This is a genomic window from Zoogloea sp., from assembly GCF_041914405.1.
Classification (GTDB): Bacteria; Pseudomonadota; Gammaproteobacteria; order Burkholderiales; family Rhodocyclaceae; genus Zoogloea.
In genome coordinates this window covers 1-15,000 of record NZ_JAYSDK010000002.1, presented here as the reverse complement: position 1 = coordinate 15,000, position 15,000 = coordinate 1, and the positions used below count along the sequence as shown (strand labels likewise).

The 15,000-nt window shown below is 57.4% G+C and carries 15 protein-coding genes; 8 read left to right on the top strand and 7 right to left on the bottom strand.

What is annotated here, in order from left to right; genetic code table 11:
- Window positions 1-13 precede the first annotated feature (13 nt).
- Window positions 14-211, bottom strand: a complete 198-nt coding sequence (locus ACE3RX_RS01180; protein WP_108081098.1) for an AlpA family transcriptional regulator — start codon at window positions 209-211, stop codon at window positions 14-16.
- 89 nt (window positions 212-300) lie between these two features.
- Entirely contained in the window at window positions 301-918 is a 618-nt protein-coding gene (locus ACE3RX_RS01175) for a hypothetical protein (protein WP_374479451.1), read from the bottom strand.
- 78 nt (window positions 919-996) lie between these two features.
- On the opposite strand from ACE3RX_RS01175, the gene ACE3RX_RS01170 reads away from it, so the two are divergent.
- The gene (locus ACE3RX_RS01170; RefSeq protein ID WP_374479448.1) at window positions 997-1,239 is read left to right on the top strand and encodes a type II toxin-antitoxin system ParD family antitoxin; all 243 of its coding nucleotides are present in this window, start codon (window positions 997-999) and stop codon (window positions 1,237-1,239) included.
- A complete protein-coding gene (locus ACE3RX_RS01165; RefSeq protein WP_374479446.1) occupies window positions 1,236-1,565 on the top strand; it encodes a type II toxin-antitoxin system RelE/ParE family toxin in 330 nt (109 codons plus the stop codon). The genes ACE3RX_RS01170 and ACE3RX_RS01165 overlap by 4 nt, the downstream gene beginning before the upstream one ends.
- A gap of 629 nt (window positions 1,566-2,194) precedes the next feature.
- Here ACE3RX_RS01165 and ACE3RX_RS01160 read toward each other — a convergent pair.
- Together ACE3RX_RS01160 and ACE3RX_RS01155 are read right to left on the bottom strand one after the other, a co-directional pair.
- On the bottom strand, window positions 2,195-2,713 hold the full coding sequence (locus ACE3RX_RS01160; RefSeq protein ID WP_374479444.1) for a DUF3489 domain-containing protein: 519 nt from the start codon (window positions 2,711-2,713) through the stop codon (window positions 2,195-2,197).
- Between the two features lie 28 nt (window positions 2,714-2,741).
- The gene (locus ACE3RX_RS01155) at window positions 2,742-2,942 is read right to left on the bottom strand and encodes a hypothetical protein (protein ID WP_374479442.1); all 201 of its coding nucleotides are present in this window, start codon (window positions 2,940-2,942) and stop codon (window positions 2,742-2,744) included.
- A gap of 152 nt (window positions 2,943-3,094) precedes the next feature.
- Between ACE3RX_RS01155 and ACE3RX_RS01150 the strand changes: the two genes are divergently transcribed.
- The 6 genes from ACE3RX_RS01150 (at window position 3,095) to ACE3RX_RS01125 (ending at window position 12,612) form a co-directional block, all read left to right on the top strand.
- Window positions 3,095-5,185: an AAA family ATPase gene (locus ACE3RX_RS01150; protein WP_374479440.1), complete on the top strand. Its 2,091-nt coding sequence runs from the start codon at window positions 3,095-3,097 to the stop codon at window positions 5,183-5,185.
- 42 nt (window positions 5,186-5,227) lie between these two features.
- Entirely contained in the window at window positions 5,228-6,727 is a 1,500-nt protein-coding gene (locus ACE3RX_RS01145; protein WP_374479438.1) for a DUF2779 domain-containing protein, read from the top strand.
- A 1-nt stretch (window position 6,728) separates the two neighbouring features.
- Window positions 6,729-7,703: a helix-turn-helix transcriptional regulator gene (locus ACE3RX_RS01140; RefSeq protein ID WP_374479436.1), complete on the top strand. Its 975-nt coding sequence runs from the start codon at window positions 6,729-6,731 to the stop codon at window positions 7,701-7,703.
- Window positions 7,704-7,707: 4 nt separating this feature from the next.
- Window positions 7,708-9,444: a DUF262 domain-containing protein gene (locus ACE3RX_RS01135; protein WP_374479434.1), complete on the top strand. Its 1,737-nt coding sequence runs from the start codon at window positions 7,708-7,710 to the stop codon at window positions 9,442-9,444.
- Window positions 9,441-11,831 carry a DUF262 domain-containing protein gene (locus ACE3RX_RS01130; protein ID WP_374479432.1) on the top strand — a complete coding sequence of 797 codons (2,391 nt, stop codon included), beginning with the start codon at window positions 9,441-9,443 and terminating at the stop codon, window positions 11,829-11,831. Before ACE3RX_RS01135 ends, ACE3RX_RS01130 begins: the two co-directional genes overlap by 4 nt.
- 115 nt (window positions 11,832-11,946) lie before the next feature.
- Window positions 11,947-12,612, top strand: coding sequence for a hypothetical protein (locus ACE3RX_RS01125; protein WP_374479430.1), 666 nt, complete (start codon window positions 11,947-11,949; stop codon window positions 12,610-12,612).
- A gap of 389 nt (window positions 12,613-13,001) precedes the next feature.
- Here ACE3RX_RS01125 and ACE3RX_RS01120 read toward each other — a convergent pair whose 3' ends face one another.
- The 3 genes from ACE3RX_RS01120 to ACE3RX_RS01110 form a co-directional block, all read right to left on the bottom strand.
- On the bottom strand, window positions 13,002-13,475 hold the full coding sequence (locus ACE3RX_RS01120) for a hypothetical protein (RefSeq protein ID WP_374479428.1): 474 nt from the start codon (window positions 13,473-13,475) through the stop codon (window positions 13,002-13,004).
- Window positions 13,472-13,843 (bottom strand): site-specific recombinase resolvase, encoded by a 372-nt coding sequence (locus ACE3RX_RS01115; RefSeq protein WP_374479426.1) that lies wholly within the window; start codon window positions 13,841-13,843, stop codon window positions 13,472-13,474. The genes ACE3RX_RS01120 and ACE3RX_RS01115 overlap by 4 nt, the downstream gene beginning before the upstream one ends.
- The coding region (locus tag ACE3RX_RS01110) for a recombinase family protein (RefSeq protein WP_374479424.1) at window positions 13,843-15,000 on the bottom strand (1,158 nt) is incomplete at its 5' end. The genes ACE3RX_RS01115 and ACE3RX_RS01110, both read right to left, overlap by 1 nt.

The following is a 15,000-nucleotide window of genomic DNA, read 5'->3' as shown; positions in this document are numbered from 1 at the left end:
ATCACCGCCCGAATCAGCGCGAGCGTTCGATGAGATGGCGAATATCCTCAGCGCGCCAGACCGTGGTCTTGCTGCCGAGCTTGATACCTTGGGGGAATTTGCCTTCCCGGATGCCCGCCCACCAGGCCGAGCGGCTGATGGGGATCAGGGACAGAATCTGCGGTAACCGTACAAAGCCGGTTTCGGGCAGGGTTGGGCGAGAGAGCTTCATGGCGGACATCCGTGGTGATTGATGGATGTCGCCAGTCTGGTTCAGACGGGTATGGCAACCCGCCGAACTTCAGCTTAGTTTCCTGAAGTTCAGGAATCGCGCAAACGCTGCGGGATTTCCTTCGAAAAGGTTTTGAGGGCAGCGCCGACTTTCTTATGGAAAGATGCGTAGCCACGTACCTCCTCGCCAAAGAACTGCTTGGCCAGATCGTTGACGGCTTGGCCAATGGCTTCTGAATTCGGGCGCTCGCCTGCCCGGTATTTGCCTGCTGAGGCTGCCAGCAGATGTGCCATCAGCGCGATGGCCTTCAGGCTGTTCATCTCCGCCGCCTCACTGCCATCGGGCAGCACCGCTTGGCGGGCCTCGTCGAACAGGAAGGCTGGGCGATCCTCGAAGGGCAGTTGCTCGAACCAGCGGCGCAGGCTGGCCTTGTTGATCACCAACCGATCTTTCTCCAGCAACTCGTCGATGGGTGCGCCTTTGAACACCTGGCCGCGCGCAGTGACGATGCCCAGATCTTCGTATTCCAAGCGTTCCGTGCGCAGGGCTGCCACCAGTGCCGCGCGCTTGGCGCTCATGCACTGGGTCTCGAAGTTCAGGCTGGCGAGCTCGGCGGGCTCTACCCCGCACCACAGGGCAATGGCGTCATCGATCCGGATGTGATCGGCCAGATCCCAGTAGCGCAGGCAGTTGTTCGGGTTGGGCATGGATGCCTTCTTTCGGTATGGTGGAATACGGGTCTTGCCAAATTTTGCCAAAGAACCCACACTTGCGCGATGAGCACGATGAACATCTCCCTTCCTGACACGCTGAAGTCCTTCGTGGATGAGCAGGTAAGCCAGCGCGGCTACGGCACGAGCAGCGAGTACGTGCGCGAGTTGATCCGCAAGGACCAGGATCGCCTGCAACTGCGTGGCTTGTTGTTGGCCGGTGCGGCATCCAACCCGGCGGCACCCGCCGATGCCAGCTACTTCGAGGGGCTGCGGGATCGGGTACGCAAGGCTGCCAAAACCAACGCCAAGGCGTGAAGCGCAAACCTGTCGTCCCGCGTGAGCAGGCCAACCGGGATGTCGATGAGGCCGTTGCCTACTATCTGACTGAAGCTAATGAGGCCGTGGCGCTCGGCTTCATCGATGCGCTCGAGAAGGCCTACGGCTACATTGCCCGCCATCCGGCAACGGGCTCACCTCGCTACGGGCACGAACTCAACTTGCCTGGCCTGCGCGCCTGGTCACTGACACGCTACCCGTACATCGTGTTCTACGTCGAGCGCCCCGATCACATCGACGTCTGGCGCGTGCTGCACGGCCAGCGTGATATCCCGGCGTGGATGCAGGAGCCCGACGCAGTGTGACGGTCGGACCGTCGGTCAATATCTGTCTGCTCGCCGGTGTAAACAATAAGCGACGACCATCACAACCATCACCATCGTCACGAGCAGCCACCGATCCGTGATGGTTGTGACGGTGGTGACGGTCACTGCCTATTGTTCTGGTCGGCGCACACGTACATGCCCCAGGCAAGAGGGGTCCTTCCTGGCGATAGCCCAATACGGGAGGCGCCAGCGCAGCATTGCGCTACCGACCGACCAGAAAACAAGGTTTGCAGGGTTTGCGGTTCGCACCCGGTGGGTCGAGTAGCGCTTCAGTGCTGGCGTGTGCGGGTTGGCAATGAATTCAGAAGGTGCGAACCTTGGTGCGTACCAGGTTCGCAGGTTTGCACCCTGTCCCACACGAAAAACGGCCAGGGAAGAAAACTCAATACTGGCGCGGGTTTGCGGCCGATTCGCCACATGGATTGAAGAAATCGGCCCACAAACGCGATCAACACCGTCTGACGCAGCGGACACAGGTTATCGAAACTTTCCGTGAGGCGCGCACATGCGCACGCGTATAGAGAGTTACGTGGCACTGCGTCAGCTGCGTCAGACGCGTCGGCGCAGCGGTAAGGGCCTCCAGAGACTAGACACCCCCGAGCAGCAGATCAGACTACGCGATACACCCGCTCGCCGGTGTCGTTGTGTGCCAGCACCACGTTCAGGCCGAGCTTCTTGCGCAGCATCCCGGAAATCGCACCTCGCACGGTGTGGGCCTGCCAGCCGGTGCTGGCCATCATCTGAGTGATGGTTGCGCCGCCGGGGTGGCGCATTGCCTTGACGATTGCGGCTAGTTTGGTACCGGGGCGAATGGTGGGCGCGGTGGCCTCCAATTTCTGGAGGGCGTGGGTGACCTCGCTTTTCGTGAGGGCATCGGGGGCGTCCATTTTCTGGACCCCGTTGGGAACGAGACGACGTTTGCCGACAGCGGCATAGCCGGCATCTGTGAGTAGATGGTGGCCGTCGGCATCAACGACCAACCCTCGGGCAAGCAGGCCCTCGATGACCTTCGTGCGGGCGCCACCGCGCAAGGTGGCCGGCAGAGGTGCGATGTTGCCGTCCGGTCGGCTGGCGGCAGCCTTGAGGATGGCGGTCTGGGTATCGGTGAGTTTGGCTTGGGCGGTCATGGTGATCTCCGGTGGTCGGTGGGCGTCGTCATTCGTCGTCGCCGAAGATCGCCAGCAGTTCGTTCAGCCCCGCCTCCACCCGCCCGAGGTCGCCAACGTGGCCCCAATGGATGGCATCGGGGTCATGACCGAAGTGGTCGTCGGCGAGTTGCTGTAGCCGTTCCAACTTGGCGTGGATGGCGGCGGTGCGAGCGAGGTAGATATCGAGGGCGGTTGGCTTGGTGTTCATCGTGGGCTCTGGGATGTGATTGACGACGCCACCATGAACGCGCTGTTCGATCAGGAAGCCAAGCAATTTTCTGGCTTCTCGGCACCTATCGATGTGACACATTACGTCGCAGCAACCCGGATGATGGTTTCCATCAACAAGGAGAAACCATCATGGCAATACGTCGTTCGCGTTACACCGAAAATGCGGTTGATCCCGATCCCATCATTCTTCTCTGGTTGCTGCGCATTCTGGTGCCGCTGGGTGGGCATCGTGAATTCGTACGCTCTCACGGCTTCAACAACGATACGTTGGCTGAGGTGATTGGCCTGGGGCATTGGATCGACCCGTCTCCCAATGATTTTGACCTCAAGGCCGTTCAATCAGAGCTGCGGATGCTGCATCAGAAGGCGGAAAAACAATGGGCAAAAGCCCCTCTGCCTGCTTGCCTTCGCAACAACGTTGGACAACTGTCCGATCTGGTCGGTCTCAGTACAACCGATTGCAGAATCCTGGAGTTCGCCGTGTCGATCCACAATGAACGGCTCTTGGACGACACTGCCGACTGGCTTGGCCAGATTTCATCAGTCAAAGTCTTTCATGCCCTCTCGGCGATTCTTAGTCTGCCCGAGCCAGAAATTCGTGCATCGCTGAACGCACAGGGCATTCTCGCCCGCTCCGGCTTGGTTTCAGTCGACCGTAGCGGCACCAGCACGCTACGCGGCAAGTTGGATTTGCTCTCCGATGGATTCGCCGATCTGATGGCATCTTCGGAGGCTGATCCGATCAGCCTGCTGCGCGGCACCGTATCCGCCGCAGGCCCGTCACAACTCAAACTGGCCGATTACAGTCACATCGCCCCTTCTCTTGAAATTCTGCGCCCGTATCTACAGCATGCGGCCACAACGGGGCGGCGCGGCGTCAACATCTTCTTGCATGGCGCACCGGGCACGGGCAAAAGCCAGCTAGCACGCGCCTTGGCTGACGAACTGGGATGTGAACTATTTGAGGTGGCTAGCGAGGATGCCGATGGTGACCCAGTGAATGGCGAACGCCGTCTGCGCGCCTTTCGCGCCGCGCAGAGCTTTTTCGCACAACGTCAGGCACTCATCGCTTTCGACGAGGTGGAAGATGTCTTTAATGACGGGGACAGTTTCTTCGGTCGCAAGAGTACTGCCCAGGTGCGCAAGGCATGGATCAACCGAATGCTCGAAGAAAATCCAGTACCGACGCTTTGGTTGTCCAACTCCATTGATGGACTCGATCCGGCCTTTATTCGCCGTTTTGACATGGTGTTCGAATTGCCCGTGCCGCCGAAAAAGCAGCGTGAGCGGATTCTGCAGGAAAGTTGTGGCGACCTGATCGATGCCGCCAGTGTTTCTCGGATTGCCGAGGCCGAATCTCTGGCACCAGCCGTGGTGGCCAAGGCAAGCTCCGTCGTTCGCTCGATACGTGATGATCTTGGCCAAAAGGGTTGCGCCGCAGCATTTGAACGGTTAATCAGCAACACTCTTGAAGCACAGGGACATCGCCCTCTTGTCCAGAACGATCCAAATCGGCTGCCGGAAATCTACGATCCAGGCTTTATCCATGCCGATGCCGACCTGGCTAGTGTTGCTGCTGGCCTGGTTGCAGTGCGGACTGGACGGCTTTGCTTGTACGGCCCGCCCGGGACCGGCAAGACCGCCTATGGGCGGTGGCTGGCTGAACAACTCGGTATTCCACTTCTGATCAAGCGCGCTTCCGATTTGATGTCCATGTGGGTTGGGGAGAACGAGAAGAACATTGCGCGGGCCTTCCGTCAGGCAGATCAGGATGGGGCGCTGCTACTGATCGACGAGGTCGACAGTTTTCTCCAGGATCGTCGTGGGGCGCAGCGTGGTTGGGAAGTGAGCATGGTCAATGAGATGCTCACCCAGATGGAATCGTTCTCCGGCGTATTCATCGCCTCGACAAACTTGATGACAGGTCTGGATCAGGCTGCGCTGCGTCGGTTCGACCTCAAGGTGAAGTTCGACTTTCTGCGGCCAGAACAGGCCTGGGAACTAGTGCGTTGTTACTGCAAACAACTCAACCTCCCTGCTCCACAGCCCGATCTGCTGACAAGGACGATGCGTCTAGAACGGCTGACTCCAGGCGATTTTGCCGCCGTGCTGCGTCAACACCGATTCCGCCCCATCGAATCTCCGGCCACACTGGTTTCGGCCTTGGAAGCGGAATGTGCCGTGAAAGAGGGTGGAAAGGCATCGATTGGGTTTCTCTGACCATCAGCCGCATGGGATAATTTGACAAAAAGGGGAGGATCAATGCGCACGCTCTCGAAGTCCAAACTACTTGCTTACAGGCAATGCCCCAAGCGACTATGGCTTGAGGTACATAGCCCCAAGTTGCGCGAGGATTCTGCAGCCACCCAGGCCAGTTTTACCGTGGGGCATCAAGTCGGCGACATCGCGCGGCGATTGTATGATCCCAAGGGGAAGGGCGTTCTGATCGATCCGCAATCGGACGGCTTTGATGCTGCTTTTGCCCGAACCCAGGAACTTCTACAGTCAGCCCAGCCGATCTTCGAAGCGGGTTTCCGTGCAGAAGGGGCGTTGGCTCTTGCAGACGTAATGTTGCCGGTTAGAAAAGGCGGCAAACTTGCCTGGCGCATGATCGAGGTGAAATCTTCCACCTCAGTCAAGGACTACCATCGTGACGATGCGGCGGTGCAATCCTTCGTCGCCCGCTCGTCCGGTGTTCCGCTCACAAAAATTGCACTCGCACATATCAATAGCGATTGGGTCTACCCCGGCAACGAGGATTACGACGGGCTATTGCTGGAAAACGACCTGACGGATGAAGTTTTCGGCCGGGGAGAAGAGGTTCGCGGCTGGATTGCCGAGGCGCAACAGATCGTCGCCAAGAAAAGTGAGCCTCGCATCGCTACGGGCAAGCACTGCGGCAGTCCCTATGAGTGCGGATTTCTTGCCTATTGCCAAAGCCAGGAACCGCAGGCAGAGCAGCCGATCAAGTGGCTGCCTGGTCGCTTGAGCAACGGGCTTCAGGCACACATCGAGGCGCACGGCCTGACAGAACTTCGTAACTTGCCTGATGAACTGCTTAACGACAAGCAGCAACGCGTCAAGGCGGTCACCCTCTCCGGCAAACCTTATTTCGACCAGCGGGCGACCGCACAAGTGCTTGCCGCTTACAAGCTGCCCGCCTATTTCCTGGACTTTGAAACCATCCAATTCGCCGTACCGATCTGGAAAGGTACACGGCCCTACCAGCAGATTCCTTTCCAGTTCAGTGTCCACCGCCTCTCACGTACAGGCAAGCTCGATCAGCAAGCATTTCTCGATCTCACAGGCAGCGATCCATCCAAGGCATTTGCCGAAGCCTTGATTGCCGCGTGCGGCGAGCGAGGTCCCATATTCGTCTACAACGCCGGTTTCGAAACGGCCCGTATCCGCGAGTTGTCTGAGCGCTTTCCTCGTATGGCCTATCCACTGCTGGCATTGAACGAGCGTGTGGTGGATCTGTTGCCGGTGGCTCGAGACCATTACTACCACCCCGGCCAACAAGGCAGTTGGAGCATCAAGGCCGTGCTGCCGGCTCTCTGCCCGGACTTGGATTACGGAGATCTCGATGGTGTTCAGGATGGCGGAATGGCCATGGATGCCTTCCTGGAGGCGCTGGCACCGCAAACCAATAAGGCACGCAAGAGCGAAATCGAGCAACAATTGTCGACCTACTGCGCGCTTGACACCTATGCCATGGTTCGCTTGTGGTCGGTCTTCACAGGGGCGGCATTGAAGGTCTGAGATGGCAAAGCGCTCCGACACACTCGAAACCGTATTGCTTGCCGTCGAGTTACTGCGCCGTATTCCGCGCGGCCGAAAGGTGACCGCCAGTGAACTGCATCGGCAACTCAAGGATGCCGGCATCGACAGGGATCTGCGCACCATCCAGCGACAACTGGAAATGCTCAGCGAGCATTTTGAGATTGAGCGTGACGACCGAAGCAAACCCTATGGTTATCGTTGGCTCGAACAGGCAAAAGCGCTGGCGGTACCCAATCTCACACCTCAGGAATCGCTTCTTCTCCAACTGGCAGAGGAGCACCTGAAGAATCTTTTGCCAGCCCGGTTGATGAAATCCATGGAAGGGTTCTTCAGTCAGGCCAAACGAAACCTTGGGCCCGAAAGCACTGCGCGGCTGGAGCGTGAGTGGCCCGGCAAGGTGAGGGTCGTGGCAACCAGCCAGCCATTGTTGCCGCCCAAGATTGTTCCAGGCGTCTTCGAGATCGTCAGTGAGGCCCTGTACAACAATCGTTGGCTTCATCTCGATTACCGAAACTCGGGTGGAAAACGGAGCAAGGTGGAAGTAATGCCCTTGGGCCTCGTCCAGCAAGGGCCTCGTCTTTATCTTGTTTGCCGCTATCGCGGCTATGACAACGAGAGAAATCTGGCGCTACACCGCATATTGTCGGCCGAGATATCGACACTGACATTCGATAGACCCAAGGAGTTTGACCTCAAAAAGTATGACGACGATGGGCGTTTCGGTTTCGGCGAAGGAGAAAAGGTTCGTCTGTCCTTCCGCATTGAACGCAATGCCGGCCTGCACATGCTGGAGACTCCATTGTCGAGTGATCAGCAAGTGGTCGAAATCAATGACAGGCAGACGGAGATCACGGCAACCGTCATCGACAGCGCCATGCTGGAATGGTGGCTGCGAGGGTTTGGGAAGAGTGTGTGTGCGGTACGTAAGATGCCCTTGAATACCAACGAGAAATAACACGATGAACTGTAAACTGGAATACAAAACCATTGGGTTCGGATATGACCCGGCTACGGGCGAGGAAACCCAAGGAATCAAGGGGCACTTCTTCATTCCCGCTTACCAACGGGGTTACCGTTGGACACGAGATGAAGTAAATAAATTGCTCGACGATATTTCCGAGAGTATCGACAAGAAAAACGATCACTATAGCCTTCAGCCAGTTGTCGTGAAAAAACTTGATGACGACAACTGGGAACTAATTGATGGGCAACAGCGGTTGACTACGCTATGGTTGATCTTTAATTACATGCGCAAAGGCGGATACAAGCCCTCCGGTGCCTCCTACAGCCTAGCCTATGAAACCCGACCCGGCAGCGAAGGGTATCTTGAATCCCTGGATGCCAAGGAAGCATTGGAAAACATTGATTACTTTCACCTACATCAAGCATTTGCAACGATTAGCGAGTGGTTCGATGCCAAGGCCAGCAACCCTCAGATGAAAGTACGCCTGGTCGATCGGATTCACGGATATCTTTGTGACTCAGTGCGTGTGATTTGGTATGAAGCCTCCAGCACAGTTTCCTCCATTCCACTCTTCACTCGCCTGAATCGGGGACGTATTCCCCTTACCGATGCCGAACTGATCAAGGCGGTATTGCTGACCCAAGTACAAGTCACAAAGCCCGGGCGAGAAACCGAAATCGCGGCCCAATGGGATGGAATAGAACGGGATTTGCAGCGCGATGAAATCTGGGCATTTGTGGCAGGTAGTAACGCATACCAGAATCAGCATCACGGCCCTCGCATCGGGATGCTGCTTGACACGCTGGCGCACAAGCCTGCCAAAGGAGCCCATCGTTACCATACCTTTGATGTGCTTCACCCGCGGATTGCAACTGATAGCCTGGCCTTCTGGGACGAAGTGGTCGCCCTGCACGCGCAAATCCTAGGCTGGTTCGAAACCCCACACCTATACAACAAAATTGGTTTTTTGACCGCCTGCGGCACACGCATGGGGGAAATTCAGGCCTTAGCACAAGGGCAAAACAAAAGTGCATTTGACGAATTGCTGGTCAGTCACATCAAGCGGACGCTTGATGTTCAGGCGGAAGAACTGGAGGACAACGGCCTAAGTTACCAAGATGCCAAGCGCGGGTATCTCAAGTTGCAGCAATTGTTACTGCTCTTCAATGTGCAAATCTGCCGTGAGCGCTTTTCGTTCGACAAACACATAGGACAGGATTGGACGCTGGAACACATCCACGCACAAAACGCGCAAAGCCTGACTCGTGCCGATCAATGGGCCGCCTGGCTAACAGAACATCGCCAGGCCTTGGACGCCATCAAAACGCGGGATAACAAGGCAGAGACAGAAACCTTGTGTAAGGAAATCGACAACGCATTGCCTGACACCCACTCACCGGGGTTTGGCGAACGCTTCGCCACCCTGGCAGCCCGCGTACAAATGGCCCTACAGCCTGCAGGCGAGGCGGCAGGAGCTGATCACAGCATCGCCAACCTGGCTTTATTGTCACACGGTGCCAATGCTGCCCTGAGCAATGCCGTGTTTGAGGTCAAGCGGCAAAAGGTACTAGCCATGGATAGGGCTGGGGAGTATGTCCCGGTAGCCACACGCAATGTCTTTCTGAAATACTACACCGATCCAAAACATCTGCAACCACACTTCTGGGGCGAAGCCGACAAAACTGCATATCTATCGGAAATCAAAAAGCGATTGGAGTGTTACCTGAAATGACATATGCCGCCATGACAAACACTTCGCTCGTCTCTGCAGGCAATCCAGACAGTGCCGCCGTCCATACTAGCCTGGCCCAGTTGTTTAACAGCGCCAAAATTCAAGCCATTGAAATTCCACTAATTCAGCGCGACTATGCCCAAGGGCGCCGTGGCATGCCGGTGGATGCCATTCGTGAGCAGTTCCTCGACAGCCTGTGCAGTGCGTTGCAGAACCCAGAGGGCATTGACCTAGACTTCGTGTTTGGTGACGTAGTCGACGGTACGCTGTATCCGCTGGACGGCCAACAGCGTTTGACCACTCTGTTCCTGCTGCACTGCTACCTGGCTTGGCATCTGCCTGAAACGATAGGCATCCACCAGCCATGGCACGCCTTCCACTACGCCACTCGCCCCGGAGCACGAGCGTTTTGCTGTTTTTTGTCCCAATGCCGCCCCGACATGGCCCAAGGAAAACTATCGCATTGGCTGCAAGATCAGGCCACTTACCTGCCCACATGGAAGCATGATCCAACCATCCAAGGAATGCTGGTGGTGCTGGATGATTTACACCTGCGCTACCGAGAAACCCCACCCGAGGATCTGCGTGCTGCATGGCTGCGCCTGATCGACCCGCAGCAGCCTGCCATCCGTTTTCACCTTCTGCCCATCCGGGCAAACCACTTGGACAACTCGTTGTACGTAAAGATGAATTCGCGGGGTAAACCGCTCACCGCATTCGAAAATTTCAAGGCGGAATTGGAAGGGCTGTTGCATGACAGCAGTCACATTCCCCGCGACAAAGTGGACGATTTCTCGCGCAAGATCGACACGGAGTGGGCCGATCTATTTTGGCACTACCGAGGCAATAACGACCTGATTGATGAGGAGGTCACACGTTATCTGCGTTTTCTCTTCGAAGTGCTGGCTTGGAATCATAACGTCAAGGTAAATCACCTATCTTCCAATGACGCGCAAGAACTGGCTCGCCTGGCCAATGAGTTGCTCGGCCCAGGATCGAAAAGGGGGAGCGAATGTTTGGACTGGATCACCCAGGCACTGAATATTTGGTTAGACGCTGCGGTGGACGGGGTACGCAAGCCGCGCCCTATCAAGCAACTCTTCGAGCAACTTTTTACACGCTCTAGCAGTGCGGATACCCTGCCACTGCGAGTTTTCAACTTTCGGGATTTCGATGAAACGCAGATTGGTGTGGATATGTTCCGAGCCTGCTGCGATCTCTACGGTACGCGTGCTTGGCGCTTGGCGCACACTTTACTGTTCTACGGCGTGCTACGCGGGCTAATTGTTTCGATTCCGCAGGAAGATTTTCATTTCCGCTTACGCCAACTGCGCAATCTGATCGAAGCGTCTCAAGACGAAATTCGTGCCGGCGAGCGCAACAACATGCCCACTTTGCTGAGTGAAGTGGAAAAAATCATGGCCGGGGGGCCATTGACGGAGATTTTGACCTTCAACCAAGTGCAAGTGGCCAACGAGCAGGCAAAGCAATCCTTTTTGGCAGCTCATCCCACGTTGCAGGACAATTTGCATCGGCTCGAAGACCATGCATTGCTACGCGGCGGCCTGACAGTCTTTGACCTCGATCCCACCACATTCACGCATCGTGCTCAGCAATTTTCTATCCTGTTTGCAGAGCCCTATGACCAGGTCACGGGTGCCCTGATGGCAAAGGGTAACGACGGACGCAGTGTACAGCGTACCTCAACGTACCGGCTGACCTATCTGGGTGCTCCCAGGCAATCCGAACCATGGGAAGATTTATTTCGAGCTAGAAAGGGCGAGAAACCACATCCCACCACAGCACCACTGATGGCATTGCTGGACGATATGGCTGCTGGGGAATCGCCGAAATCCATTATGGATGCGTTTCTGAATCATCCAGATACCCCCAAGGATTGGCGCTACTACATTGTGAAGTATGAAATGATGCGCCGTGGGGAGTCAGGTTGCCATGTAATTTCGCCGACTGCGGGATATTCTATGTGCATGCTACGGGGAAATTCTTGTGATGACCGTAGTTACCACTACGACCCCTATCTTATGGCATTGGTTGAGCAGGTTCAGATTGCATCTGACAAAATCGGAAATCCAGGCTGGCCACGCTGTTTCCCCGGGTATGAAACCAATGCTCGCTATTTGACGCTACGCCAAAGCGGCCTGAAGATTCGTTGTATTGAAAATGGCTGGCTGTGGGACACAACTGGACTAGATGTTGCTCAATTGAGCGCTTTCGCACAGTTAGCTGGTCAATTCAGTACTCACGGCATCCCGGGCAGCCCTTCTGAATGGATAACCTCGGTCGCACAGCAAAATGGGATAGATACGGAGGATCGCATCGTCAAGGGATCCGCACTTATGAAAGCCTTGATCGGCGCTGGAATGTAACCAATATGTCCCTTGTAGCTTTGGCAACACAATCTCATTTACCTTCAATCCACTCCTTCTCGAAAATCAAGGCCTCGGTGGTTGGCAGCACTAATCGATCAGAGAGAGTGGCCTGATGCCAGGCTTGATAAGCGGTCTCGAGTTAGTTGAAGCAATGATCTCCAGTGGCGAGAAAGCTGTAGCAGATTTTTTCCACATTAGCGGCGGAGAGTGGTTTGACGAGGCGCCCGAGTATTTTCTATCAACTTATGTAGCACGGTCAGCTGGCAATCACGCAAATACTTTTGCACTGCTAGAAGTCCCGGTAGACATAACCAGAAGGGAGGCTGGAGCGTCTCGTCGTGGTCGGGCGGCAAGTCACGAACGTAGAAATGGACGGTTTGACGTTGTTCTGTATTGGGCGAATGGAAACCCTCGTGCAGCAGTTGAAATCAAATCCCCCATTTGGTCTGCCACAGGGCAACAGATTCACCCAGATATCGACAGGCTATGTTCCGCCTTGCTCGCCAATAGCGATTCAACATTTCAGTTTGGGGCCTTCTTCTTTTACGCCTCTGTGGGCAAGCCGAAACGTAAGCACGATAACGCTACTCAGCGTATGCGCGACTTACTTGCACGGATCGAGGAAAAAGCTATTGAGCGAGCAGCCGTGCGAGGTGCAGAGGCCATTCTGATACCGGGTTCGGTTCACAGGGGAAAGGAAGATGAGGATGGTGCCTGGTCTATTGCATCGTTGGTAATTACTCGGGCGGGCGGGAAGCGATCCTTTTTGACGAAATGAGCAATGGAACACCCGCAGGAAGCCGCACACGTGCTCATTGGCCCCAATAGCGCGTAGTTCGGTAGTAAACTACGCACCACCACTATTTGAAAAACCAACCGTTCTCGGTTGGTTTTTTTTCGCCCGTTCCCCCCAGTGTTGGCACGGTTTTCGGGCCTGGCCTCGCGAGCGCCGCCCCTGCGAAGTCGTCTTTTTTGCCCCCACCGACGCCTCTCTGTTCTCCGTTTTCTCTGGTGGCCACGCGAGCGTTCTCGACGCCATTTCCTTTGCTGGCGCGGGTTTAGAGGCGGTCGGTTGTGGTTGGCAACTCCTGTAGCGATGGCGACCGAGTGCCAAGCGGCCACAAAAAAACCGCCCGCAGGCGGTTGCTGGCGCTGGGCGCGACGCGCTCACCCAGGTGGCGCGAGCACCCGCATCTGGTCGCCCCACACGTTGGGCCAGGGGCGGCGCATCACCTTCTCCAGCACTGCGTCGGGCGAGCCCGCCAGCCGTTCCACGACCTCCGGGGCCAGGAGCGTCAGCCGCATGACCCGGCGCACCTGCGTCACGTCCATGCCTTCGGCCTCGGCAATCTCGGCCACCGACGCCGCCCGCTGCTCGTCCAGCAGGCGTTGCCAGTGGTGGGCCAGTCCAAGCGCCCGCATCAACGCGGTGTCCTGCGCGGCCGACCGTGTCTCCCGCTCTCGGGTGGCCTCGGACAGGAACTCTTGCGGCGCGTCCAAGGGCGTGATGACCTGCTTCTTCAGCCCCCGCTTCACCAGCGTCCAAGGCACAAAGGTTTCCAGTTGCGCACCGCCAGCCGGGCTCGGCAGTTGATAGGTGACCGGATCACCCTTGAACCGGCCCCGGTGCTTCTTGCTCATTTCTCCTCCTCAAAACGCTTCACGATCTGCCGCTGCGCCTCCCAGTCCACCGGCACCGGGTTGCGCTGGAACCAGATCAGGTTCATACGGCGCGGCTGCCGTCCGGCCATCAGCAGTTCGAGGATGTCGGGCGCGAGCAGGGTCAGACGCATCAGCTCGTTGGGCACCGATGGGTGCAGTCCTTCGGCCCGGGCAATGTCTGACCCACTCTTCATCACGCCGGTGTCCACGAGGTGCTGCCAGTAGAAACCGCGTGCCACCCCTTCCAGCAGTGTTACGTCGTGAACGTGGCGGTCGTCGGCGGCCACCCGCCGCGCGCCCCGGCGGCGAAACGTCAGGGGCACGAAGGTTTCCAGTGTGTCGTCCATCAGACCTCGACCTCCACCAGTTCTGCGCCGATCCCCCTCGGGGCAAACTCACCGATCAGGGCGTCCCAGCCCAGTTCCCGCCACTTCACCCTGATGCCCTGCACCTCGCCAACGTGGACGAGGTCAATGCGCTCGATCATCAGGTTGGCGATACGGTGGCGCTCGACCGGGAACAACTGATCCCACACGTCGTTGAGCCGTCCCATCGCCATTACCGTGGTGGCCTCGTCGACCTGTCCACCGTTGCGTTGGATCTGGCGCACCACCGATGCGATGGATTCCGGGCTGGTCAGCACCGTGCGGATCTGGGCCACCACTGCCGCCTCAATCTCCGGTGCGGGCAGGCGTTCATAGCTCTTGCCCGGTGCGCCGAACCGGCTTTCCGACTTGGACACGTAGTAGTGGTACTTGCGCCCGTTCTTGCGCGAGTAGGTCGGGTACATCCGCTCGCCCGAGGGGGCGTACAGCAGGCCGCGCAGCAGGGCGTCGGTGCGCGAACGGATCTTGGTCTCCACCGACCGGGCGTGCCCGTCCCTGGCCAGCACCGCGTGAACCTTGTCCCAAAGCTCCTGGTCGATGATCGGCGGGTGCGCGCCGGGGTACCAGTTCCCCTTGTGCGACAACTCCCCCAGGTAGATGCAGTTGCGCAGCAGCTTGTGCAGGTACTTCTTGTCGATGCGCGTACCGTTGCGGGTCTGGCCCTCCTGCGTCGTCCAGGCCTTGGTCGTGATGCCGTCGGCGGTGAGGTTGACGGCGATCTGGGTTGGAGAACCGATGGTCAGCATCTCCTCGAAGATGCGACGCACCACCGCCGCCTCGGCCTCGTTGATGACCAGCAGGCGGTTGTCGACGTCGTAACCCAGGGGCGGGACGCCACCCATCCACATCACTTTGCGCTTGGCAGCGGCGATCTTGTCGCGGATGCGCTCGCCGGTGACCTCGCGCTCAAACTGGGCAAACGACAGCAGGACGTTGAGCATCAGCCGACCCATCGAGGTGGTGGTGTTGAACTGCTGGGTGACCGATACGAAGGACACCTCGTGACGCTCGAACACTTCGACCATCTTGGAGAAGTCGGCCAAGCTGCGCGTCAGGCGGTCGATTGTTGTTGCCGACCGAAAACTGAGCCAGGAGTGAAGGTTCTGCCGATGTAAAAC

Coding starts and splice junctions, on each gene's coding strand:
- ACE3RX_RS01180 (WP_108081098.1), bottom strand. CDS start 211: ATGAAGCTCTCTCGCCCAACCCTGCCCGAAACCGGCTTTGTACGGTTA.
- ACE3RX_RS01175 (WP_374479451.1), bottom strand. CDS start 918: ATGCCCAACCCGAACAACTGCCTGCGCTACTGGGATCTGGCCGATCAC.
- ACE3RX_RS01170 (WP_374479448.1), top strand. CDS start 997: ATGAACATCTCCCTTCCTGACACGCTGAAGTCCTTCGTGGATGAGCAG.
- ACE3RX_RS01160 (WP_374479444.1), bottom strand. CDS start 2,713: ATGACCGCCCAAGCCAAACTCACCGATACCCAGACCGCCATCCTCAAG.
- ACE3RX_RS01155 (WP_374479442.1), bottom strand. CDS start 2,942: ATGAACACCAAGCCAACCGCCCTCGATATCTACCTCGCTCGCACCGCC.
- ACE3RX_RS01150 (WP_374479440.1), top strand. CDS start 3,095: ATGGCAATACGTCGTTCGCGTTACACCGAAAATGCGGTTGATCCCGAT.
- ACE3RX_RS01145 (WP_374479438.1), top strand. CDS start 5,228: ATGCGCACGCTCTCGAAGTCCAAACTACTTGCTTACAGGCAATGCCCC.
- ACE3RX_RS01140 (WP_374479436.1), top strand. CDS start 6,729: ATGGCAAAGCGCTCCGACACACTCGAAACCGTATTGCTTGCCGTCGAG.
- ACE3RX_RS01135 (WP_374479434.1), top strand. CDS start 7,708: ATGAACTGTAAACTGGAATACAAAACCATTGGGTTCGGATATGACCCG.
- ACE3RX_RS01130 (WP_374479432.1), top strand. CDS start 9,441: ATGACATATGCCGCCATGACAAACACTTCGCTCGTCTCTGCAGGCAAT.
- ACE3RX_RS01125 (WP_374479430.1), top strand. CDS start 11,947: ATGCCAGGCTTGATAAGCGGTCTCGAGTTAGTTGAAGCAATGATCTCC.
- ACE3RX_RS01120 (WP_374479428.1), bottom strand. CDS start 13,475: ATGAGCAAGAAGCACCGGGGCCGGTTCAAGGGTGATCCGGTCACCTAT.
- ACE3RX_RS01115 (WP_374479426.1), bottom strand. CDS start 13,843: ATGGACGACACACTGGAAACCTTCGTGCCCCTGACGTTTCGCCGCCGG.